At 66.3% G+C, this 21400-nt stretch carries 22 protein-coding genes; 12 read left to right on the top strand and 10 right to left on the bottom strand.

Annotation, left to right across the window (positions count from 1 at the left end):
* Positions 1 to 257: 257 nt before the first annotated feature.
* Positions 258 to 1775 carry a fumarate hydratase gene (locus CR918_RS11850; protein ID WP_025876754.1) on the bottom strand — a complete coding sequence of 506 codons (1518 nt, stop codon included), beginning with the start codon at positions 1773 to 1775 and terminating at the stop codon, positions 258 to 260.
* A 146-nt stretch (positions 1776 to 1921) separates the two neighbouring features.
* Between CR918_RS11850 and CR918_RS11855 the strand changes: the two genes are divergently transcribed.
* The 4 genes from CR918_RS11855 (at position 1922) to CR918_RS11870 (ending at position 6243) form a co-directional block, all read left to right on the top strand.
* Positions 1922 to 2818 carry an RNA polymerase sigma-70 factor gene (locus CR918_RS11855; RefSeq protein ID WP_099843049.1) on the top strand — a complete coding sequence of 299 codons (897 nt, stop codon included), beginning with the start codon at positions 1922 to 1924 and terminating at the stop codon, positions 2816 to 2818.
* Positions 2819 to 2854: 36 nt separating this feature from the next.
* Positions 2855 to 3304 (top strand): carboxymuconolactone decarboxylase family protein, encoded by a 450-nt coding sequence (locus CR918_RS11860; protein ID WP_025876752.1) that lies wholly within the window; start codon positions 2855 to 2857, stop codon positions 3302 to 3304.
* A gap of 208 nt (positions 3305 to 3512) precedes the next feature.
* Positions 3513 to 5384, top strand: coding sequence for an ABC transporter ATP-binding protein (locus tag CR918_RS11865; RefSeq protein ID WP_099843051.1), 1872 nt, complete (start codon positions 3513 to 3515; stop codon positions 5382 to 5384).
* Positions 5385 to 5463: 79 nt separating this feature from the next.
* Positions 5464 to 6243 (top strand): ferredoxin--NADP reductase, encoded by a 780-nt coding sequence (locus CR918_RS11870; protein ID WP_049466610.1) that lies wholly within the window; start codon positions 5464 to 5466, stop codon positions 6241 to 6243.
* Between the two features lie 67 nt (positions 6244 to 6310).
* Here the strand turns inward: CR918_RS11870 and CR918_RS11875 are convergent, their stop codons facing one another.
* Positions 6311 to 6790, bottom strand: coding sequence for a glutathione peroxidase (locus CR918_RS11875; protein WP_025876749.1), 480 nt, complete (start codon positions 6788 to 6790; stop codon positions 6311 to 6313).
* 159 nt (positions 6791 to 6949) lie between these two features.
* Between CR918_RS11875 and CR918_RS11880 the strand changes: the two genes are divergently transcribed.
* Entirely contained in the window at positions 6950 to 9118 is a 2169-nt protein-coding gene (locus tag CR918_RS11880; RefSeq protein WP_099843052.1) for a M3 family metallopeptidase, read from the top strand.
* Between the two features lie 141 nt (positions 9119 to 9259).
* Here the strand turns inward: CR918_RS11880 and cfa are convergent, their stop codons facing one another.
* Genes cfa through CR918_RS11895 form a run of 3 tightly spaced genes read right to left on the bottom strand, consistent with a single transcriptional unit; the run spans position 9260 to position 11615 of the window.
* Complete coding sequence (gene cfa / locus CR918_RS11885; RefSeq protein ID WP_099843053.1) at positions 9260 to 10375, bottom strand: cyclopropane fatty acyl phospholipid synthase; 1116 nt, start codon at positions 10373 to 10375, stop codon at positions 9260 to 9262.
* 19 nt (positions 10376 to 10394) lie between these two features.
* Positions 10395 to 11276: a DUF3298 and DUF4163 domain-containing protein gene (locus CR918_RS11890; protein ID WP_033832197.1), complete on the bottom strand. Its 882-nt coding sequence runs from the start codon at positions 11274 to 11276 to the stop codon at positions 10395 to 10397.
* A 36-nt stretch (positions 11277 to 11312) separates the two neighbouring features.
* Complete coding sequence (locus CR918_RS11895; RefSeq protein ID WP_025876743.1) at positions 11313 to 11615, bottom strand: GNAT family N-acetyltransferase; 303 nt, start codon at positions 11613 to 11615, stop codon at positions 11313 to 11315.
* Between the two features lie 208 nt (positions 11616 to 11823).
* Here CR918_RS11895 and CR918_RS21165 point away from each other — a divergent pair, with 208 nt between their 5' ends.
* On the top strand, positions 11824 to 11985 hold the full coding sequence (locus CR918_RS21165; protein ID WP_162887673.1) for a hypothetical protein: 162 nt from the start codon (positions 11824 to 11826) through the stop codon (positions 11983 to 11985).
* A 58-nt stretch (positions 11986 to 12043) separates the two neighbouring features.
* Here CR918_RS21165 and CR918_RS11900 read toward each other — a convergent pair whose 3' ends face one another.
* Complete coding sequence (locus tag CR918_RS11900; protein ID WP_025876742.1) at positions 12044 to 12670, bottom strand: rhomboid family intramembrane serine protease; 627 nt, start codon at positions 12668 to 12670, stop codon at positions 12044 to 12046.
* 7 nt (positions 12671 to 12677) lie between these two features.
* Entirely contained in the window at positions 12678 to 14243 is a 1566-nt protein-coding gene (locus CR918_RS11905) for a POT-type proton-dependent oligopeptide transporter (protein WP_099843054.1), read from the bottom strand.
* Between the two features lie 162 nt (positions 14244 to 14405).
* On the opposite strand from CR918_RS11905, the gene CR918_RS11910 reads away from it, so the two are divergent.
* Entirely contained in the window at positions 14406 to 15242 is an 837-nt protein-coding gene (locus tag CR918_RS11910) for an endonuclease/exonuclease/phosphatase family protein (protein WP_099784780.1), read from the top strand.
* A 112-nt stretch (positions 15243 to 15354) separates the two neighbouring features.
* Here the strand turns inward: CR918_RS11910 and CR918_RS11915 are convergent, their stop codons facing one another.
* Positions 15355 to 15966: a superoxide dismutase gene (locus CR918_RS11915; protein ID WP_005410310.1), complete on the bottom strand. Its 612-nt coding sequence runs from the start codon at positions 15964 to 15966 to the stop codon at positions 15355 to 15357.
* Between the two features lie 220 nt (positions 15967 to 16186).
* Between CR918_RS11915 and CR918_RS11920 the strand changes: the two genes are divergently transcribed.
* Together CR918_RS11920 and CR918_RS11925 are read left to right on the top strand one after the other, a co-directional pair.
* Positions 16187 to 16639: a guanyl-specific ribonuclease gene (locus CR918_RS11920; RefSeq protein WP_099843055.1), complete on the top strand. Its 453-nt coding sequence runs from the start codon at positions 16187 to 16189 to the stop codon at positions 16637 to 16639.
* Positions 16636 to 17049, top strand: coding sequence for a barstar family protein (locus CR918_RS11925; protein ID WP_032978803.1), 414 nt, complete (start codon positions 16636 to 16638; stop codon positions 17047 to 17049). Before CR918_RS11920 ends, CR918_RS11925 begins: the two co-directional genes overlap by 4 nt.
* A 120-nt stretch (positions 17050 to 17169) precedes the next feature.
* Here the strand turns inward: CR918_RS11925 and CR918_RS11930 are convergent, their stop codons facing one another.
* The gene (locus tag CR918_RS11930) at positions 17170 to 18924 is read right to left on the bottom strand and encodes a hypothetical protein (protein WP_099843056.1); all 1755 of its coding nucleotides are present in this window, start codon (positions 18922 to 18924) and stop codon (positions 17170 to 17172) included.
* A 10-nt stretch (positions 18925 to 18934) separates the two neighbouring features.
* On the bottom strand, positions 18935 to 19534 hold the full coding sequence (locus tag CR918_RS11935; RefSeq protein ID WP_049466593.1) for an NfuA family Fe-S biogenesis protein: 600 nt from the start codon (positions 19532 to 19534) through the stop codon (positions 18935 to 18937).
* A gap of 90 nt (positions 19535 to 19624) precedes the next feature.
* Here CR918_RS11935 and CR918_RS11940 point away from each other — a divergent pair, with 90 nt between their 5' ends.
* The 3 genes from CR918_RS11940 to zupT all read left to right on the top strand — a co-directional run bounded on the left by CR918_RS11940 (position 19625) and on the right by zupT (position 21295).
* Positions 19625 to 19975: a 4a-hydroxytetrahydrobiopterin dehydratase gene (locus CR918_RS11940; protein WP_025876725.1), complete on the top strand. Its 351-nt coding sequence runs from the start codon at positions 19625 to 19627 to the stop codon at positions 19973 to 19975.
* Positions 19972 to 20388, top strand: coding sequence for an energy transducer TonB (locus CR918_RS11945; RefSeq protein WP_025876723.1), 417 nt, complete (start codon positions 19972 to 19974; stop codon positions 20386 to 20388). The genes CR918_RS11940 and CR918_RS11945 overlap by 4 nt, the downstream gene beginning before the upstream one ends.
* A 97-nt stretch (positions 20389 to 20485) precedes the next feature.
* Complete coding sequence (gene zupT, locus CR918_RS11950; RefSeq protein ID WP_099843057.1) at positions 20486 to 21295, top strand: zinc transporter ZupT; 810 nt, start codon at positions 20486 to 20488, stop codon at positions 21293 to 21295.
* The last annotated feature ends 105 nt before the right edge of the window (positions 21296 to 21400 follow it).

A 21400-nucleotide genomic window follows, 5' to 3' on the forward strand; every position in this document is an offset into this window, starting at 1 on the left:
GCTGCGCACACCCCGCCGCACACACACGGCCGGCCTCGCTGGTGGGTTGCTCGACGTAATACTGCGGCGCGCAGCCCACCATCAAGGCAAGGGCGACTGCGGCGAAAACATTGTGTATTCCTTGACGCACAAACAGCTTCCCTTGCCTGGCAACGCGCACACCCTAGCAAAGCCGCGCGGTTGCAGTCGTTAAACGAAGAACGGCGCCACCCGGGCGCCGTTCTGAAATCGGACGGGCGTGGTCGACGCCGCGCCGATCATTCCACCACGACAGGAATCTTGCCGATGCGGGCCTGCCACTCGCGCGGGCCGGTCTTGTGCACCGACTCGCCGGTGGAATCGACGGCCACGGTCACCGGCATGTCTTCCACGGTGAACTCGTAGATCGCTTCCATGCCCAGGTCCGCAAAGCCGACGACCTTGGCCGCCTTGATCGCCTTGGACACCAGATAGGCCGAACCACCGACGGCCATCAGGTAGGCCGACTTGTGCTTCTTGATGGCCTCGATTGCGGCCGGGCCGCGCTCGGCCTTGCCGACCATGCCCAGCAGGCCGGTCTGTGCCAGCACCTGCTCGGTGAACTTGTCCATGCGGGTGGCGGTGGTCGGACCGGCCGGGCCTACCACTTCGTCGCGCACCGGATCGACCGGGCCGACGTAGTAGATGAAGCGCCCCTTCAGATCGACCGGCAGTTCCTCGCCCTTGTTGAGCATGTCGACCATGCGCTTGTGCGCGGCGTCGCGGCCGGTCAGCAGCTTGCCGTTGAGCAGCAGGGTCTGGCCCGGCTTCCAGCTGGCCACGTCTTCCGGGGTGATCGTGTCCAGGTCCACGCGGGTGCCCTTGGACGCGTCGTAGGTCAGCTTCGGCCAGTCCTCCAGCGACGGCGGGTCCAGCATCACCGGGCCGCTGCCATCCAGGGTGAAGTGCGCATGGCGGGTGGCGGCGCAGTTCGGGATCATCGCCACCGGCAGGTTGGCCGCGTGGGTCGGGTAGTCGTTGATCTTGATGTCGAGCACGGTGGTCAGGCCACCCAGGCCCTGCGCACCGATACCCAGTGCGTTGACCTTCTCGTACAGCTCCAGACGCAGTTCCTCGATGCGGTTGGACGCACCACGGGCCTGCAGCTCGGTGATGTCGATCGGCTCCATCAGCGCTTCCTTGGCCAGCAGCATCGCCTTCTCGGCAGTGCCGCCGATGCCGATGCCGAGCATGCCCGGCGGGCACCAGCCCGCGCCCATGGTCGGCACGGTCTTCAGCACCCAGTCGACGATGGAGTCGGACGGGTTGAGCATGGCGAACTTGGTCTTGGCTTCCGAGCCACCGCCCTTGGCGGCAACGATCACCTCCACGGTGTTGCCCGGCACCACCTTGACGTTGACCACGCCAGGGGTGTTGTCCTTGGTATTGATGCGCTTGCCGGCCGGATCGGCCAGCACCGAAGCGCGCAGCTTGTTGTCCGGGTACAGGTAGGCGCGGCGGATGCCTTCGTTGGCCATGTCCTCCACGCCCATGGTGGCGTCATCCCAGCGCACGTCCATGCCGATTTCCAGGAACACGGTGACGATGCCGGTGTCCTGGCAGATCGGCCGATGGCCTTCGGCGCACATCCGCGAGTTGATCAGGATCTGCGCGATCGCCTCCTTCGCTGCCGGCGACTCCTCGCGCTCATAGGCGGCGGCAAGGTTCTTGATGTAGTCGACCGGGTGGTAGTACGAGATGTACTGCAGCGCGTCGGCGACGGACTGGATGAGGTCTTCCTGCTTGATCGATGTCACGGATTGCTCGCTTGCTGAAGGCTGGCGGGGGTAATCCGCCCATTTTACCCCCTCCCTCGACCGTGGGGTGGTGGTGCCGGCCGCTGGCCGGCAAGATCTGACCTGCCCTCTGTCACGCTGCGCCCCGCTGGCGCGTCCTTGCCCACATGAACGCCGAAACCGCCTTCCAGACCCACCGCCCACGCCTGATGGCGCTGGCCTACCGCCTTCTTGGCAGCCGCAGCGACGCCGAGGACGTGGTCCAGGACGCCTGGCTGCGCTGGGCCGGCAGCGATTCGGCCGCCATCGTCGACCCCGAGGCCTGGCTGGTGACCACCACCACCCGGCTGGGGCTGGACCGGCTGCGGGCAGCCAAGCGTGAGCGCACCCACTATGTCGGGCCGTGGCTGGCCGAACCGCTGGCGATCACCCTCGAACCCGACCCGGCGCCCGGCCCCGCGCAGCTGCACGCGCTGGCCGACGACGTCTCCGTGGCCTTCCTGACCCTGCTCGAACAGCTCGGACCGGAGGAGCGCGCCGCCTTCCTGCTGAAGGAAGCCTTCGACCACGACTACCGCGAGATTGCCGAGCTGATCGGCCACAGCGAGGCCAATTGCCGCCAGCTGGTGCACCGGGCCCGGCAGCGCCTGCAGTCTGGGCGGCCGCGCTTCAATGCCGATGCCAGCCAGCACCGGCAACTGCTGGCGCGTTTCATGGACGCTTCCCAGCGTGGCGACAGCGAGGCCATCCAGGCCCTGCTGCATGCCAACGCGCTGCTGGTTTCCGATGGCGGTGGCGTGGTCACCGCGGCGGTGCGACCACTGCGGGGTGCCGAGCGTATCGGCCGCCTGTACTGGGCCATCGCCCGTCGCGGCGCGGCGCATCCGGCACAGCTCGGCTACGTCAATGGCGAACCGGCGATCCTGCGTTTCGAAGGCGACCACCTGCACTCGATCACCACCATCGAGGTGGTCGATGGCCGCATCGCCAATCTCTACAGCGTGCTCAATCCGAACAAATTGCCGTCGGTTGTCACGCGCGGCGATGCTGCGGCGTCCTTGTAATGAAAGGCGGCCATCGTGGCCGCCGTGGAGCCGAAAATGTCCGACCACGCCTCTCCCCGCGTTCCCTACACCCGCCTGGCCGCCGATGCCTTCAAGGGCCTGCTGGCCACCAGCAAGGCGGTGCATGACAGTTCGATCGATCCGACGTTGATGGAACTGGTGTTCCTGCGCGTTTCGCAGCTCAATGGCTGCGGCTACTGCATGGACATGCACGGCACCGCGCTGCGCAAGGGCGGCATCGAGCCGCGCAAGCTGGATACGCTGCCCGCCTGGCACGAAAGCCGGTTCTTCGACGACCGCGAGCGCGCGGCGCTGGGCTGGGCCGAGGCGCTGACCCGGTTGACCGATGGCGCACCGTCGCAGGCGGCGTTCGATGCGCTGGCACCTCACTTTGATGAGAAAGGCATCAGTGACCTGAGCATGGGCATTGCAGTGATCAATGCCTGGAACCGGCTGGGGGCTGGGCTGCTGCCGCCGCTGCCGTGATTCTCGGCGGGGCCAGTCTCGCGCTGGCCTCGGTAGATCCACGCCATGCGTGGATGCGGGTGGGTCCAGCCCTTCGCATTGCGAAGGGCTCTGACCCGATTCGGGCCGATGGGGTCAGAGCCCTTTGCACAGCAAAGGGATCCGACCCCGTGCGGCCACACGGCTGCCCTGACCCCACCTGCACGTATCAGGCGCGCACAATGGCGGCATGCCCGCCTCTCCCATTGCCGGCGCTGCCGGCGCCAAGAAACCCAGCCTGCGCCAACGCTTCAAGGCGATGCGCAACCTGCCGCCGTTCCTGCGCCAGGTGTGGCAGACCAGCCGCGCACTGACCCTGGCCAGCCTCGGCCTGCGCCTGATCCGTGCGCTGCTGCCGGTGGCGATGTTGTACGTCGGCAAGCTGATCATCGATACCGCCCTGCACCTGAGCCAGCACGGAGCCGGTTTTCCGCCGATGGGCGAGGCGCTGTCCAGCGGCCTGCTCAATCCACTGCTCGGCCTGCTGGCACTGGAATTCGGCCTGGCGATCGCCTCGGACCTGCTCGGTCGGCTGGTCAGCTACGCCGATGCGCTGTTGTCGGAGCTGTTCGCCAACGCCACCAGCGTGCGCCTGATGGAACATGCGGCGACCCTGGACCTGGAGGATTTCGAGGACCCGGACCTGCAGGACAAGCTGGACCGCGCACGGCGCCAGACCATGGGCCGGATGAACCTGATGAGCCAGCTGTTCGGCCAGGTGCAGGATGCGATCACCGTTGCCAGCCTGGCCGTCGGCCTGCTGGTCTACGCACCCTGGCTGATCCTGCTGCTGGCGCTGGCGCTGGTGCCGGCCTTCATCGGCGAGTCGCACTTCAATGCGGCCGGCTACAGCCTCAACTTCCTGTGGACGCCGGAGCGCCGCCAGCTGGACTACCTGCGCCAGCTCGGTGCCAGCGTGGAGACGGCCAAGGAAGTAAAGATCTTCAACCTGCACCGGTTCCTGGTCGACCGCTACCGCAGCCTGTCGGCGGCACTGTTCCTGGCCAACCGCGCGCTTGCCCGGCGGCGGGCGTTCTGGGGCACGTTGCTGGCCGCGCTGGGCACGCTGGGCTACTACACCGCGTATGCGTATATCGCCTGGCGCACGGTGCGTGGCGATTTCTCGATCGGTGACCTGACCTTTCTCGCCGGCAGCTTCCTGCGCCTGCGCCAGTTGCTGGAAGGCCTGCTGATCGGGTTCTCGCAGGTGGCCAGCCAGGCGCTGTACCTGGACGACCTGTATTCGTTCTTCCAGATCGAACCGGAAATCCATTCGCGAAAGGACGCGGTGCGCGTGCCGCAGCCGATCCGCGAGGGCTTCGTGTTCGAGGACGTGGGCTTCCGCTATCCCGATGCCGAGCAATGGGCCGTGCGCCACCTGGATTTCCACTTGCACGCGGGCGAAGTACTGGCGCTGGTCGGCGAGAACGGCGCGGGCAAGACCACCCTGGTCAAGCTGCTGGCACGCCTGTACGAACCGGACGAAGGCCGCATCCTGCTGGATGGGCGCGACCTGCGTGACTACGACCTGGACGACCTGCGCGCCAATCTGGGCGTGATCTTCCAGGATTTCGTGCGCTACAACCTCAGTGCCGGCGAGAACATCGGTGTCGGCCAGGTCGAAGCGATGGACGACCGCGCGCGGATCTCCGATGCCGCCCGCCGCGGCATGGCCGAGGAAGTGATCGCTGCCCTGCCCGGCGGCTACGACCAGCAGATCGGCCGCCGCTTCAAGCAGGGCGTGGACCTGTCCGGCGGCCAGTGGCAGAAGATCGCCATCGCCCGGGCGTGGATGCGCGACGCACAGGTGATGATCCTGGATGAGCCCACCGCAGCACTGGATGCCCGCGCCGAGTTCGAGGTGTTCCAGCGGTTCAGGGAGTTGGCGGATAATCGCACTGCGGTGCTGATTTCCCACCGCTTCTCATCCGTGCGCATGGCCGACCGCATCCTGGTGCTGGCCGATGGCCGGATCGAAGCCAGCGGCACGCACGAGCAGCTGATGGCACAGGGCGGCCGCTATGCCGAGCTGTTCGAACTGCAGGCGGCCGGTTATCGCTGAGAACGCCTCTCGTTCCGCCTAATGAGAACCTGTCTCATTTGAGATAGAATTGTCCCGACGACTTCCGATAGATACGCCCATGTCCTCCGCTTTCGGCGCCGAAACGGTGCTTGAGGTCCGCCACTGGACCGACGCCTACTTCAGCTTCACCCTCACCCGTGACAGCGGGTTCCGCTTCGAGAACGGCCAGTTCGTGATGATCGGCCTGGAGACCGATGCGCGGCCGCTGCTGCGCGCGTACTCCATCGCCAGTGCCAACTGGGAAGAACAGCTGGAATTCTTCAGCATCAAGGTGCAGGACGGTCCGCTGACCTCGCGCCTGCAGCACATCAAGCCAGGCGACAAGGTACTGGTCGGCAAGAAGCCCACCGGCACCCTGCTGATCAGCGACCTGCACCCGGGCAAGCACCTGTACCTGCTGGGCACCGGCACCGGCCTGGCGCCGTGGCTGTCGGTGATCAAGGACCCGGAGACCTACGAGCGCTTCGACAAGGTGATCCTGTGCCACGGTGTGCGCTACGAAAAGGACCTGGCCTATCGCGATTATTTCGAGAAGGAACTGCGCGAGCATGAGTTCCTGGGCGAAATGGTCGGCGACAAGCTGCTGTACTACCCGGCGGTGACCCGCGAGCCGTTCCCGAACCAGGGCCGCCTGACCTCGCTGATGGAAAGCGGCGAGATGCAGCGCACGCTCGGCCTGCCCGAGCTGAGCCCGGAAAACGACCGCGCGATGATCTGCGGCAGCCCGCAGATGCTGGCCGACCTGCGCACCGTGCTGGACAGCCGTGGCTTCCAGACTTCGCCGCGCATCGGTACGCCCGGGCACTACGTGTTCGAGCGCGCGTTCGTCGAGAAATAAGCCGCCTCGTTAGCGCCGGGCCATGCCCGGCGGATATCGGTCGCCGGGCATGGCCCGGCGCTACCGGTCAAAGCAGCGCCTCGATGCCGCCGCGCAGTTGCTCCGGCTTGGTGGTCGGCGCATAGCGATCCACCACCTGGCCCTGGCGATCGACCAGGAACTTGCTGAAGTTCCACTTGATGCGGGCGATGCCCAGCAACCCGCGCTTCTCATGAGACAGCCATGCCCACAGCGGGTCGGCACCCTCGCCATTGACCTCGATCTTCTGCGACAGCGGGAAGCTGACCGGGTAATCGATCGAACAGAACTGGCGGATCTGCGCGGCATCGCCCGGCTCCTGCGCACCGAACTGGTTGCAGGGAAATCCGATCACCACCAGGCCGCGATCACGATAGTCCTGCCACAGCTGTTCCAACCCGGTGTACTGCGGGGTGAAGCCACAGCGGCTGGCCACGTTCACCAGCAGCAGCGGACGGCCCTGGTACTGCGCCAACGCCTGCGGCTGGCCTTCAAGGTCGCGGAAGCTGAAATCGTAGGCAGTGGTCATGGCGGATGGCCGTGGGCGGTGATTGCATGGTACCCGGGCAGCCACCCAGGGGGTGGCCCGGCTGCGGGGCGGCTTTGCCAACATGCCTTTTGACACAAGTGCGGGCGCGCCGGGCCGGGTTACCCTCGGGCCCTTGTTTGCCTTACCGGAGTATCGACCTTGACCACCCGCCTTGCCCTTGCCGTGGCCATGACCCTCGGCCTTGCCCTGCCCGCCTATTCGGCCAGCGCCGCCGCCCCGGCCGCCGCTGCCAATGCCCAGCAGGCCAATCCGTTCTTCGCCGACAGTCCGCTGCCGCTGCATTTCCCGCAGTTCGACAAGATCAAGGACAGCGACTTCGCCCCGGCCTTCGACGCCGGCATGGCACAGCAGCTGAAGGAAGTGGAGGCGATCGCCAACACCAAGGCCAAGCCGACCTTCGACAACACCATCATCGCCCTGGAAAAGAGCGGTGACACCCTGGATCGCGCGACCACCGTGTTCTTCAGCCTGGTCGGCGCCGACACCAACGACACCCGCAAGAAGCTGCAGGCCGACTATTCGGCGAAGTTCGCCGCGCACAGCGATGCGATCGCGCTGAACGGCAAGCTGTTCGCGCGCATCCAGGCGCTGTATGACAGCCGCACCACCCTGGGCCTGGACGCTGAAGGCGTTCGCCTGGTCGAGAAGTACTACGACAACTACGTGCGCGCCGGCGCCAAGCTGTCCGAGGCCGACAAGACCAAGCTGAAGGAAATGAACGCCGAGCTGGCCAACCTCGGCACCAAGTTCAGCCAGAACGTGCAGTCGGAAGTGAACGCTTCGGCGATCACCGTCAACGACGTCAAGGAACTGGACGGCCTGTCCAAGGAGCAGATCGCCGCTGCCGCCGAAGCCGCCAAGGCCCGTGGCCTGGAGGGCAAGTACGTGATCACCCTGCTCAACACCACCGGCCAGCCGCCGCTGACCAACCTGGCCAACCGTGCCCTGCGCCAGAAGATCTACGAAGCGTCCACCACCCGCGGCAGCCGCGGCGGTGAGTTCGACAACACCGCGCTGGTCGCGCGCATCATGCAGCTGCGCGCCGACAAGGCCAAGCTGATGGGCTTTGCCAACTTCGCCGCCTACAACCTGACCAACCAGACCGCCAAGACCCCTGAAGCGGTCAATGCGATGCTCGGCAAGCTGGCCCCGGCAGCGGTGGCCAACGCCAAGCGCGAAGCCGCCGACCTGCAGGCAATGATCGACCAGGAACAGAAGGCCGCCGGCAAGCCGACCTTCAAGCTGGAGCCGTGGGACTGGGCCTTCTACAGCGAGAAGGTGCGCCAGGCCAAGTACAACTTCGACGAATCGCAGCTGAAGCCGTACTTCGAGATGAAGAACGTGCTGGAGAACGGCGTTTTCTTCGCCGCCAACCAGGAATTCGGCCTGACCTTCAAGCAGCGCACCGACCTGCCGGTCTACCACGATGACGTCACCGTCTATGACGTGTTCGATGCCGATGGCAGCCAGCTGGCGATCTTCATCTTCGACCCGTACGCACGCGCCTCCAAGCGCGGCGGTGCGTGGATGAACTCGTACGTCTCGCAGTCCAAGCTGACCGGCTTCAAGCCGGTGGTGGCCAACCACCTGAACATTCCCAAGCCGCCGGCCGGCCAGCCGACCCTGCTGACCTGGGATGAAGTGAGCACCACCTTCCACGAGTTCGGCCATGCCCTGCATGGCATGTTCTCGAATGTGAAGTACCCGTACTTCTCGGGCACCGCGGTGCCGCGCGACTTCGTCGAGTTCCCCTCGCAGGTCAACGAGATGTGGGCCGACAACCCGGTCATCCTGAAGAACTACGCCAAGCACTACCAGAATGGCTCGGTGATGCCGCAGGCACTGCTGGACAAGGTGCTGGCCGCGGCCAAGTTCAACCAGGGCTTTGCCACCACCGAGTACCTCGGTGCCGCCATGCTCGACCAGCGCTGGCACCAGATCGGCCCGGACCAGGTGCCGGCCGCCAAGGACGTGATGGCCTTCGAGCGCGCCGCGCTGGAGAAGGACGGCATCTACTACGCGCCGGTGCCGCCGCGCTACAAGACCCCGTATTTCAGCCACATCATGGGCGGCTACTCGGCCGGCTACTACGCCTACATCTGGTCGGAAGTGCTCGACGCCAACACCCAGAAGTGGTTCCGCGACAACGGCGGCCTGAGCCGCAAGAACGGCGACCACTTCCGCGCGACCCTGCTGTCCAAGGGTGGCAGCGTGGATGCGATGCAGCTGTTCCGCGATTTTGCCGGCCACGAGCCGCAGATCGAACCGCTGCTGGAAAAGCGTGGCCTGACCGGCACCGGCAACTGATCGACGGCACCGCATAGCGTGAAACGAAAACCGCCCGGGAGACCGGGCGGTTTTTTTGTACGCCATCCACGCATGGCGTGGATCTACCGCAGGGTTGCGTGATCCCAGTAGATCCACGCCATGCATGGATATTCCTGGCGATCACCGCGGCGCCACATATCCCCCGGGCACGCCCTCCGGCGACAGCACCAGCTGCCACAGCTGCGCATGCCGGCAGCGGAAGCTGGCCATCGATCCGGCCAGATAGAAGCGCCACATGCGCCGGAAATGCTCGTCATAACGTGCGTCCAGCCGTGGCCACGCCGCTTCCACGTTGCGCCGCCAGGCCTGCAGCGTCAGGTCGTAGTCGGTACCGAAGTTGTGCCAGTCCTCCAGCACGAAGCGCCCTTCGAACGCCCGGCTGATCTGCACCGCCGACGGCAGCATTGAATTGGGGAAGATGTAGCGGGCGATCCACGGATCGGTGCGGTGGCGCGAAATGTTGCTGCCGATGGTATGCAACAGCAACAGTCCACGCGGCGAAAGGCAGCGCCGGGCCACGTCGAAGAAGCTGCGGTAGTTCTTGTCGCCCACGTGTTCGAACATGCCGATCGAGAAGATCGCATCGAAAGGCTCGTCAAGTTCGCGATAGTCCTGCAGCCGGATCTCGATCGGCAGGCCAGCGCACAGCTTGCGGGCGAAGTCGGCCTGCTCCTGCGAGATGGTGATGCCCACGCCACTGACACCGTATCGTTCGGCGGCGAACTTCAGCGCCTCGCCCCAACCGCAGCCGATGTCGAGCACGCGTTGCCCGGGACGCAGCCCCAGCTTGCGGCACACCAGGTCCAGCTTGGCTTCCTGCGCGCCATCCAGATCGTCGGCATTGCGCCAGTAACCACAGCTGTAGACCAGGCGCTGGCCGAGCATCGCCTGGTAAAGGTCATTGCCAAGGTCATAGTGGCGGCGGCCGACTTCGTAGCTGCCCGCCCCGGACTGCAGGTTGAACAGGCGCGCCTTCAAGGCATCGCCCACCTCGCGCCAGCCGTGCACCCGTTCGTCCAGGTGCGCCTGCATCAGGTGGTACAGGAACTCGTCGAGGACGTTGGCATCCCACCAGCCGTCCATGTAGCTCTCGCCCAGGCCGAGTGACCCGTGCGCGATGACCCGCGCGAAGAAGCGCGGGTCATGCACCTGGATATCCTGCGGCCGGGTTCCATCGATCTGGACCCCGGCCTCGTGGAGCAGGCCGGTGACCCGCTCCTGCAACCCTGTATCCACGTCACCTCCTCGTCTACGGTTACCCGCGTGCGAACAGCTCCACGTAGTCCTTGGCCACGTGTGGCAACAACACCGAGGCCGGCACATCGGCGGTCTGGGTGCCGTCCGAGTATGGACCCACCTGGTAGGGCGGGAACACGAAGCGCAGCGCGGTGATCTGTCCCTTGTCGTCGGTCAGCGGCTGGAACTGGCTGAAGTTGTCGGCCTGCGGACCGGTGCCGTCGGCGATCATCCGCGAGGCATTGCGCAGCGATTCCTGCAGCTGCGACGGGTCCATGTCCTCGCCGCTGAGGCGGGTGGCCACACGCTCGCGCAGCTGGTCGGCGACGAAATCGCTGATCGCTTTCCATCCCTTGGCATCGGCCACCAGCTTGTCGGCGCTCAGCATCTGCTGCTGCGCCGGCAGCCACACGAAACGAGCAACCAGCGGTTCGCCATGGGCGCCGCCGGTGTAGCGGCTGCCGTCGGCACTGACCACCACCAGCTGCGGCGTCTCCAGCAGCTTCTCGAAGCTCAGCGACAGCTCATAGGGCATGGTCGGCTTGTCGTTGCCCAGCCCGTCCAGCGCCTGCTGCAGATCGCTGCGGGCGGAGGTGGCATAGGCCTGCAGCGCGCGTGCCAAGCCCGGATAACGATCGATGCCCGCCGGGTAGCTGATGCCGACCACTTCACGTTCGTTGTTCTCGATCACATCGCGCAGATCCAACGGCGCTTCCGCCGCGGGTGCCTCGGCGGTGCCGGTGGCTTCGGCCGCAGGTGCGGCATCGGTGGCCGGAGCCGCCTCGTTCTCGCGCTGGCAACCGGCCAGCAACAGCACGCCCATAGCGCCGGCCAGCACGCTGGCGTGCAGTGGCCGGTTGTTTCCAATCTTCATCGGGATCCCCTGTTCATGTTCATGCATCATCGCCTGCCCTGGCTGAAGGGTGGCCCGCTGGATTCAGCCCACAAGCAGATCGTGGTACTCCTCGTGCCGCTGCAGGAAGGCCTCGGCATAGGCACATGCCGGCACCACCTTGTACTTCTGCTCACGGGCGAAACGCAGTGCGACCCGGGTCAGCTCACCGGCAATGCCGCGGCCGGCGATCGGCTCGGGCACTTCGGTATGGGTGATGACCATCCGCCTGCGCTTGATCTGGTACTCCAACAGTGCCACCTGCCCACGCACACGGGCGGTGAAACGGTGGTTGACCTGATCGTGTTCGACCTCGTAAGCCAGACCGGGGGGCGTGACCGAAGCCATGGGACTGTCTCCTGCGGCGACTGCGTGGATGGTGCGCACGCGGGCGCCATGATCGCGTGAAGTCTGAACAGGGACAAGTCTGCGCCCGTTGCGTCAGTTGTTGCCCTCAAGCTTCAGGCCAACCGGCCGCTAACCCCTCTGCAGGGGTGCGCCAGCCTGGCATGCCCCTTGCGACAGTTGACCAAGCGATCTGCCGTGGAGGCCCGTGATGCACCCCAGCGATTCCCAATCCGATACCGATCACGCCCTGCTGGAGGGCCTGCTGCAACTGGCCGTGGAGGGACAGACCGAAGACCAGGCGTTCCAGAGCATCGGCGAGGAAGTGTTCTCCCGCCTGCTCGATACCTACGGTCAGCAGACCCGGGCCTGACCCGGAGCGGGGCCGCGGCCCCGGGGGTCGGATCCAGTGGATCCGACCCCGGCCACCCTCAGCCGCCGCCGAGGCGGAAGGTCGGGTTGGACAGTTCGCGCAGGAAGTGACTGAAGATGCTCGGCTGCATGGCCAGCATGAAGATCACGCCGAACGCCGCACCGGCCAGGTGCGCGCTGTGGTTGATGCGATCGCCACCGCGCTTGTCCATCCAGATGCTGTAGCCGACGTAGAACGCGGCATAGACGATCGCCGGCGCCGGGATGAAGAACACCAGGATGATCGACCACGGCTTGATCAGGATGAAGGCGAACAGCACCGCCGACACCGCCCCGGACGCACCGAGGCTGAGGTAGTTCGGGTTCTTCTGGTTCTTCAGGTAGCTGGGCAGGATCGAGACCAGCAACGCACCGACGTAGAACGCCGGATAGACCAGGTAGCTGCCGGTCAGCTGCACCATCACGCTCTCGATGAACCCCCCGAAGAAGAACAGGGTGATCATGTTGAAGATCAGGTGCGACCAGTCGGCATGGATGAAGCCGTAGGTGATCAGGCGGTCGTACTGGCGGTGGCGATCCACCGCCGGCGGCCACAGGATCAGGCGGTCGGCCAGCTTGCGGTTGTTGAACGCCATCCACGACAGGATGGCGGTGATGGCGATCAACAGCAGATTGACGGGGGTCATGTCAGGCTCAGGCGGTGCGGTAGTTGTCGACCATACGATAGCGTCGTGCATACCAACCAAAGGCCAACGCCGCGATGAAGGCGAAGCCGGCGAAGAAGAACATCAGGAATGCCGCCTCGCTCAACCCGGTCCCCGCGATCTGGTGGGTCACCGTCTCGTTGCGTACGGCCGCATTGGACAGCAGCACCCACAGGTTGCCGATGGTGGTGGTCAGGTTCCAGAAGCTCATCACCACGCCCTTCATCGCCTGCGGGGCCTGGCTGTAGGCGAACTCCAGGCCGGTGGCCGAGACCAGCACCTCACCGAAGGTCAGCAGCGCATAAGGCAGCATCTGCCAGAAGATCGACATCGCATTGCCGCCATCCATCACCACCTGGATGCCACCCACCACGATCCAGGCCAGGCCGCTGAAAGCGATGCCGGCGGTCATCCGGCGCAGCGCGGTGGGCTCGAAACCGAAGCGGCGCAGGGCCGGGTACAGCACCAGGTTGTTGAACGGAATCAGGATCATCACCAGCAACGGGTTCAGCGCCTGCATCTGCGAGGCGGTGAACCAGCTCGGCATCTGCATCTGCTGGCCCTGCAGCACCCAGGTCGAGGCTTTCTGGTCGAACAGCGAGAAGAACGGCGTGGTCAGGGCGAAGATCACCAGCACGCGCAGCACCGAGCGCACGCCTTCCACGGCTTCGGCCGGATGCTGGCCGCGCGCGCGGTCCAGCTGCAGCCAGGTGCCACCACCGATGCCTGCCAGGATCGAGACCAGCGCCAGGCACAGGCAGATCACGATGCCGAGCGAGCCGACCAGGCCGAACGAGGCCACCGCCAGCACCAGGCCGAGCACGGCGATCACCAGGCCCGGACGGCCCTGGTCGGCCACCCGCGTGGTCAGCGCGGTGCGCACCACATTGGCGAACGAATGCGGGTCCTTCGGCGGCAACGGCACCAGCACGTAGCGCTTGCGGCCCAGCCAGAACACGAAGGTGGCGATGAACATCAGGATGCCCGGAATACCGAACGCCCACTGCGGGCCCCAGTTCTTCAGCACCAGCGGGATCAGCAGCGAGGCGAACAACGAGCCGAAATTGATGATCCAGTAGAAGGCGTCGAAGACGATCTTGGCCAGGTGCTTGTTGCTCTGGTCGAACTGGTCGCCCATGAACGAGGCCACCAGCGGCTTGATGCCACCGGCGCCCAGCGCGATCAGGCCCAGGCCGAGGAAGAAGCCGCCACGGCTGCCCTCGAACAGCGCAAGGCACAGATGGCCCATGCAGTAGACCAGGCTGAACCACAGGATGGTGTGGTACTTGCCGAAGAACTTGTCGGCCAGCCAGCCACCGAGCAGCGGGAAGAAATACACGCCGATCATGAAGCTGTGCATGATGTCCTTGGCTTCACCGGCACGGCCTTCGGCCGTGATTTCCTGCAGCAGCAGGGAGGTGATCAGGAACTGCACCAGGATGTTGCGCATCCCGTAGAAACTGAACCGCTCGCAGGCCTCATTGCCGATGATGTACGGGATCTGGCGCGGCATCTTTCCCTGGCCGGCGATGGGGGCGACTGCGTCGTGGCTCATCCTGTAAGGCATTCCTGCAAAACGAAAGGCGCAAGAGTACCGGAACCTGTGCGTGCGAAGCACGCTGCAGGGCTGCATGACAGGCGCGCCAAAGCATGGCAGGCATGGGCGGCCCTGCCGGAAGTCACGGAACCTGCACGGCAAAAGCGTAAACTTATCGTTATGCGCCCCCTCCCCTTTGCCCGCATCCTGTCCAGCTGCCTTGCCCTCATGCTGGCCGTGCCTGCATTGGCGCGACCGCAGGCGCCGCCGGCCGCCGGCGTTGCCACGGAGGTGCGGCAATTGACCGTCGCCGCGCTGGAACTGCCCAGCCGTGATGAAGGGCAATGGAAGCAGCGCCGCGAACAGGTGCTGCAGCTGCTGACCGATCTGCAGCCGGATGTGATCTCGGTGCAGCAGGTCCTGCAGCAGCAAGGGCGCAACCCGGCCTGCTGGTTGGCCAGCCGGCTGCGATACAGCTGCGATTTCGTCACCGCAGACCCGCCGAGCCAGCCGGTCCGGCATGGCAACGCGATGCTCAGCCGGCTGCCGGTCAGCGAGGACGGCGTCACCCTGCTGCATCCGCCGGGCACCTTCAGTGCCGCCGGCATGATGCGCCTGCGGCTGGGCGACAACGACGTCAACGTCTACGTCGCGCGCCTGCGGCCGGAGCCGGATGAGGCCACGGCCCGACAGCATCAGACCAGCGACCTGATGACCTGGATCGGCGCCACGGCCGAGGGCATGCCAAGCCTGATCGCCGGGGATTTTTCCGCAAGCACCGTCGAGCTGGTGCGCAGCACCCCCGGCTTCCAGCCGGCCCGGCGCAATCCCGGCGCACCGGCGGCCAGCGGCGGCGGCGCCAGTGGCCATGGGCTGGATGTGCTGTTCCAGGTCAAGCATTTCGGCGGCATCCGCCAGCAGGCGATCATGCTGCCCGCCGATGGCGACCTGCCCGGCCTGCGCCTGGGCGTGATGGCGACGCTGCGGCTGCAGGACGTGGCTGCCACCACCGAATGAGAACGATGAGGTTGCCGGCCAGCGGCCGGCATTACCGATGCGCAAAAAAAAAGGCCGGGGTCTCCCCCGGCCTTCTGTTGAAGCCGCCGGGCATGGCCCGGCGCTACCGTTCTCAGGCGATCGCTTCCTGGTAACGGCGCTCGACTTCGTTCCAGTCGATGACGTTGAAGAACGCGCCGATGTATTCCGGACGACGGTTCTGGTACTTCAGGTAGTACGCGTGTTCCCACACGTCCAGGCCGAGGATGGGGGTGTTGCCTTCCATCAGCGGGCTGTCCTGGTTGCCGGTGCTCTCGACCACGACCTTCTTGTCCGGGGTCACGCTCAGCCATGCCCAGCCGCTGCCGAAACGGGTCAGCGCAGCCTTGGTGAAGGCGTCCTTGAACTTGTCGAAGCCGCCCAGGTCCTTGTCGATGGCCTTGGCCACGTCGCCCACCGGGTTGCCGCCAGCATTCGGAGCCATCACGGTCCAGAACAGCGAGTGGTTGGCATGGCCGCCACCGTTGTTGCGCACCGGACCCTGCAGGTTCTCCGGCAGCGACTTCAGCTTCTTCACCAGTTCTTCGACCGGCAGGTCGGCGTACTCGGTGCCTTCCAGCGCCGCGTTGACGTTGTTGATGTAGGTCTGGTGATGCTTGGTGTGATGGATTTCCATCGTCGCCGCATCGATATGCGGTTCCAGCGCGTCGTAGGCGTAGGACAGCTTGGGCAGGGTGTAGGCCATGATGCATCTCCTGATTGCGAGGGCACCCGACGGTGTCGGGCGTTGCGCGGTGAATGATGGGGACAGACCGCCAGATTACCAAGGGGGATGTAAAGGAAATTGCGTCCTGCGGGTGAGCATGCCGGCAATTGTTACGCAGCGGTGACGCGGCGCGCGCCCTCATGCAGGGTGCAGCGCGCAGGCGCTACAGTGGGCGCACCACCCTCGCCTGCTCCTGCCCATGCGCAACCCCCGGCTGTTGATCACTGCCATCGTCCTGCTGCTGCTCGGCCTGGTCGTCAATCATTTCCTGCAACGGCCGCCGCCGCCGCAGTTCGCGCCCGACCTGCAGGGCACTCCGGCGGCCAACGCACCGGCGCTGCGCAGCAACAGCGACAGCGGCCTGCCCGGCTTCCTTCCGGCCGAGGCCCGCCAGACCATCGCGCTGATCCAGCGCGGCGGCCCGTTCCCGCATCGGCAGGACGGCAGCACCTTCGGCAACCGCGAACAACAGCTGCCACAGCGCCCGCGTGGCTACTACCGCGAGTACACCGTCGACACGCCCGGTGCCGGCAACCGCGGCGCGCGGCGCATCGTCACCGGTGGCAACCCGCCCGATGCCTGGTACTACACCGATGATCACTACGAATCGTTCCGCAGCTTCACCGTACCGCCCTCCGGAGAACGCCCATGAGCCACGATGATTTCGGCCTCGGCCTGCATGACATCAACAATGCCGGCGTCTACGCGATCGACAGCTCCGATATCAGCGCGCTGTCGGCAGCGATGCGCGATGCCGACCTGAAGGTGATCCGGATCGACCTGGAGGGCGTGGGCGACAAGCGCACCCTGCTGGCGCGGCTGGCTGCCCAGCTTGATTTCCCTGCCGGCTTCGGCGGCAACTGGGATGCCCTGTCTGACAACCTGCGCGACCTGCAATGGCTGCCGGCCCATGGCTATGCGCTGTTCCTGGCCGACGTCGATGCCCTGCGCGCCGGTGCAGGCAAGGAGTTCGACACGCTGCTGGACATCCTGGACGAAGCCAGCCGTGACTGGGTAGGTCGCGACGTCCCGTTCTGGGTGTTCCTGTCACAGAGCGAATGACCTGGTAGAGGCCGGCCGGTCGGCATGCACGTGAAGCCCATGGATCATCCACGCATGGCGTGGATCTACCCGGCGCAGCTGGATGCACGGTAGATCCACGCCATGCGTGGATGCGGCACCCTACCGGCTGCCGTTATCTTCCTGCAGCTCTTTCTTGAACGGGATATCCGGCGGCGGGCGCGCCACTGCCGGCTGGTCCTGCATGTTCGGATCGGTGAGGCCACAGCCGCCACCGGCCTGCAGGATCGAGATCACGCAGGAAATCTTCGTGCTGGTACCGGGCAACGGAATCTCCATTGCCTTGACACCCTTGCGCACCCATTCGGCGAGCAGCGATTCCTGCGGCACCCAATACTTGTCGAACGAGGTAGGCGTGTAGTCGTACGGCGGCCGCTTCAACCATTTGCCGGACTCGGCGATGCGCTCCTTGCTCCAGCCGTCGTTGGCCCCACCGGGTGCGCCACGCTCGGCCTTGCCGGCCCCGTCCTGGCCGGCCACGCGTACGCTGCCGTCAGCGTTGAACAGACCATCGCCCTTGCCCGCACTGGTTTGCGCGGCGCCTTGGTTGGCACCGTCGCGATTGCGGCTGGAGGCGCCCCAGTCGTCACCGCGGGCGGGCGTTGCCCAGTTGCCCGGGGCCGGTGCCGGACGGGCGCCCGCCTGTGCGGCGGCGGTACTGGTCGTCGCAGGGCGCGCCACGCTGGCGCTGTTCTGGGCCGAACTGCCGGCGGGTGCCGGCGTCGGCGTGGTCGCGTTGCCTGCCGCAGTCGACGCGGCAGGTTGCGGAGCGGCAGCAACCTCCCGTTCGCGCACCTGCACCTCGCGCCCGGCAGGCGCACGCACCGTGGGCTCGCGCCCTGCGACGGTGGCCATGCGCACCTGCGGATCGGTCATCGCCTGCACTTCGCGCTCGCGCACCTGCACGTCGCGCTGCGGCACGCGTACCTGGATGTCGGTGGTGCGCATCGGCTGCGGCGCCACCGGCGCTTCAACCGTGCTGATTTCGCGCTCCTGCACCTGTACATCGCGCACGCGGGGAGCCTGCACTGCCACCTCGGGCGTGCGTACCGGCGTTGCTATCGGCGCAGCCTGTACCGGCTGCACGCTGCGCTCGCGCACGGTCGGAATGGTGTCGCGAGGCACGATGCTGACCTCGGTGCGCGGCAGTGCGACCGGCGGCACCACGAATTCGGCGGTCGCCTCTGCAACTTCGGTGGCCTGTACCGGTGAGGGCGGCGGTGCGGCCACCGGCGCCGGCTCCACCTCGGGCGGCGGCGGCACGCTGGCGGTCGGTGCCGTGGCAGCGGCAGTGGAAGACGGCGTAGGTGCAGACGGTTGCGGCCGGGGCGCTGTCGCCGCTCCGGCATCCTGGCCTGCGGCTACAGCACCGGCCTCCGCAGCGGCAGCCGCCTCGGCACCGGGCTGGTCGCCGCCGCCTTCCTGTGCAGCACGGCCGACGAATTCAATCTGCACGCGCTCACCCTCGCTGCCCTGCTCGTCCGGCGAAGACGTGCGGATCACCGCCACCCAGAGCAGCAGCAGGAAGAACAACAGATGCAGCAACGCGCTGAGCAGTGCCGAGGTCCAGCGCATCCAGCGCTGGTCACGCGGCGCCGGATCCCAGTCCTGCCAGAACAGGCGGCGCAGGGACGCCCATGGCCCCAGCCCCGGCAAGCGCCCCGGAGGCCCGGGCAGCGGCCGCGGCAGCAGCACTGCGATCACCTCGCGCGCGTGGAACGGACGCGGCAGCGGCGTCAGCGTCCGCAGCCAGATCGCCCAGCCGTACGGCAGGCCGGTGCTCTTCTCGAGGATGGGCGGTCGCTGCTGGCGCGCCAGCAGCAGGTCGATGAGTTGCTCGGCTCTGGGCAGAGGCACGCGTTGGCGATCAGGCGGCGTTGCCGCGCGGAATATACGGAGCGTGGCCGCTGTCGTGATCGGTAGCGTCACGCACCGCAGTCACCCCAGGCACACGACCCATCAAGGTCTTCTCGATGCCCTGCTTGAGGGTGACGTCGGCCATGCCGCAGCCCTGGCAGCCACCGCCGAAGCGCAGCAGCACCACGCCGTCGGCCGAGACTTCCTGCACGGCGACCTTGCCACCGTGCGACGCGAGCTGCGGATTGACTTCGTTTTCCACCACCCAATGCACGCGCTCGACCAGCGAGGCGGCATCGCCGGGCGCTTCGCCCTTGATCCGCGGCGCCTTGATCGTCAGCTGCTGGGTACCAGCGGTACCGGGCACGATGTCGATCTCCGCGCCATCGAGCCAGCCAACGCTGGTGGCGTCCACATAGAGGGTGAAGCCATCGCAGTCCACCGCCCACTCGTCGCCGAGCAGATCGGTCGGCTCGGCGAACTCCAGCCGGGCGTCGGCACGCGGGGTGCCAGGATCGACCGCACTCAAGCGCACGCCCATGCCGGGCACGCCCTCGCGTTCGATCAGCTTGCGGAAATGGGTCTGGGCAGTGTCGGAGATCTGGATCATCAGGCTATTCTAGCCAAGTAAGCGTCAGCCGCTCATTCGATTTATACACCGGCCGGCGCATTGTTCAGTCAACACGAGGTGGAGGAACCCATGGCCGACCTGATTCCGCTGGCACAGGCCCGTTGCGTGCCGCGCAAAGGCAGCGACCACAAGCTGGGCGAGGCCCGGCTGGCCGAACTGCTGCCGCAGGTTCCCGGCTGGGAGCTGGCCGAGGCCGGCCAGGCGCTGGTGCGCACGTTCCGCTTCAAGGATTACTACGCCACCATGGCCTTCGTGAACGCGCTGGCCTGGATCGCTCACGGCGAGGACCATCACCCGGACCTCGGCGTCCACTACGACCGTGCCGTCGTCCGCTATTCCACCCACGACGTGGGCGGCCTGAGCGAGAACGACTTCATCTGCGCAGCGAAGACTTCGGCCCTGACGGAGCAACTGAAATGAACGTGCGATTGCTGAGCCTGTCCCTGCTTGCCGTGACCGGCCTGGCCGGCTGCGGCACCTCCGAACCGCCGGCAGCACCGGCTGCCGCACCCACCGAAGTGGCTGCGGTGAAAACCCCGCCGCCGCAATACCCGCTGGAACTGGCCTGCACCGGCGTCGGCGGCACCAGCACATTCAAGGTGGTGATCGGCACCGACGGCAAACCCAGCGAGGTCACCCTGCTGACCGGCGCGGGCAACCCGCAGCTGGACGATCTGGCCAAGACCGCCGTGCAGGGCTGGCAGTTCAAGGCAGCCACCCGCAATGGCGAGGCCGTGCCGGCCACGATCCAGGTGCCGGTCAGCTTCAACCCGCCGCAGCCAAAGCCGGACCAGTGCTTCGCCATCGAAGAAAGCCTGCGCCGCGGCGGCTGATCGCCTGCCGGTGACGAGGCCAGCCGACGCCCGCCTCGCCTTTGCCGCCCCGGCCCGTGCCGGGGCGATTGCTTGATGACAAGGAACGCGTCGGTACATGCTGCAGATTCCCCACGAAAACATCTGGATCGCCCTGGCGGTCACCCTCGCTGCGGGCCTTGCCACCGCCATCGGCAGCCTGCTGGTGCTGTTCTCGCGTCGCCCCAATCCACGCCTGCTGGCCTTCGGCCTGGCCTTTGCCGGCGGCGCGATGGTGTACGTCTCGCTGTCGGAGATCCTCAACAAATCCATCGCCTCGTTCGCGCTGGCCTATGGTGAGCGCACCGGCTTCACCTACGGCACCCTCGCCTTCCTGCTGGGCGTGGTGGTGATCGTGCTGATCGACCACTTCATTCCCAACCCGCATGACAGCCTGGACAAGCAGGACCCGGCCTTCCGCGAGAACAGCCGCGAATACCTGAAGCGGGTCGCCCTGCTGACGTCGGTGGCGATCACCGCGCACAACTTCCCGGAGGGGCTGGCGACGTTCTTCGCGACGCTGGAGAGCCCGTCGGTGGGCATGCCGCTGGCCTTCGCCATCGCCATCCACAACATTCCCGAGGGCATCGCCATTGCGGTGCCGGTGTACTTCGCCACGCAGAACAAGTTCTACGCGTTCGCCGCCAGCCTGCTGTCAGGCCTGGCCGAGCCTGTGGGCGCGGCGATCGGCTATGTACTGCTTTCCGGCTCGCTGTCCCACGCCACGTTCGGCTGGGTGTTCGGCCTGATTGCCGGTGTGATGGTGTTCCTGGCGCTGGACGAGCTGCTGCCGGCGGCCAAGCGCTACGCCAAGGGCCACGAAACCGTGTATGGCCTGGTGGCCGGCATGGGTACGCTGGCGATCAGCCTGGTGCTGTTCAAGTGGTGAGGGATTTCCGGCCAACGGGCTGAGCCCCCTCGCGGCTGGCACCCGAACCTTTCTGAATGGTCCCGGGCGGGGTCAGTTCGCGGGGGACGCCGTTAATCCGTCCCT

The sequence above is a fragment of the Stenotrophomonas indicatrix genome, assembly GCF_002750975.1.
Lineage (GTDB): Bacteria > Pseudomonadota > Gammaproteobacteria > Xanthomonadales > Xanthomonadaceae > Stenotrophomonas > Stenotrophomonas indicatrix.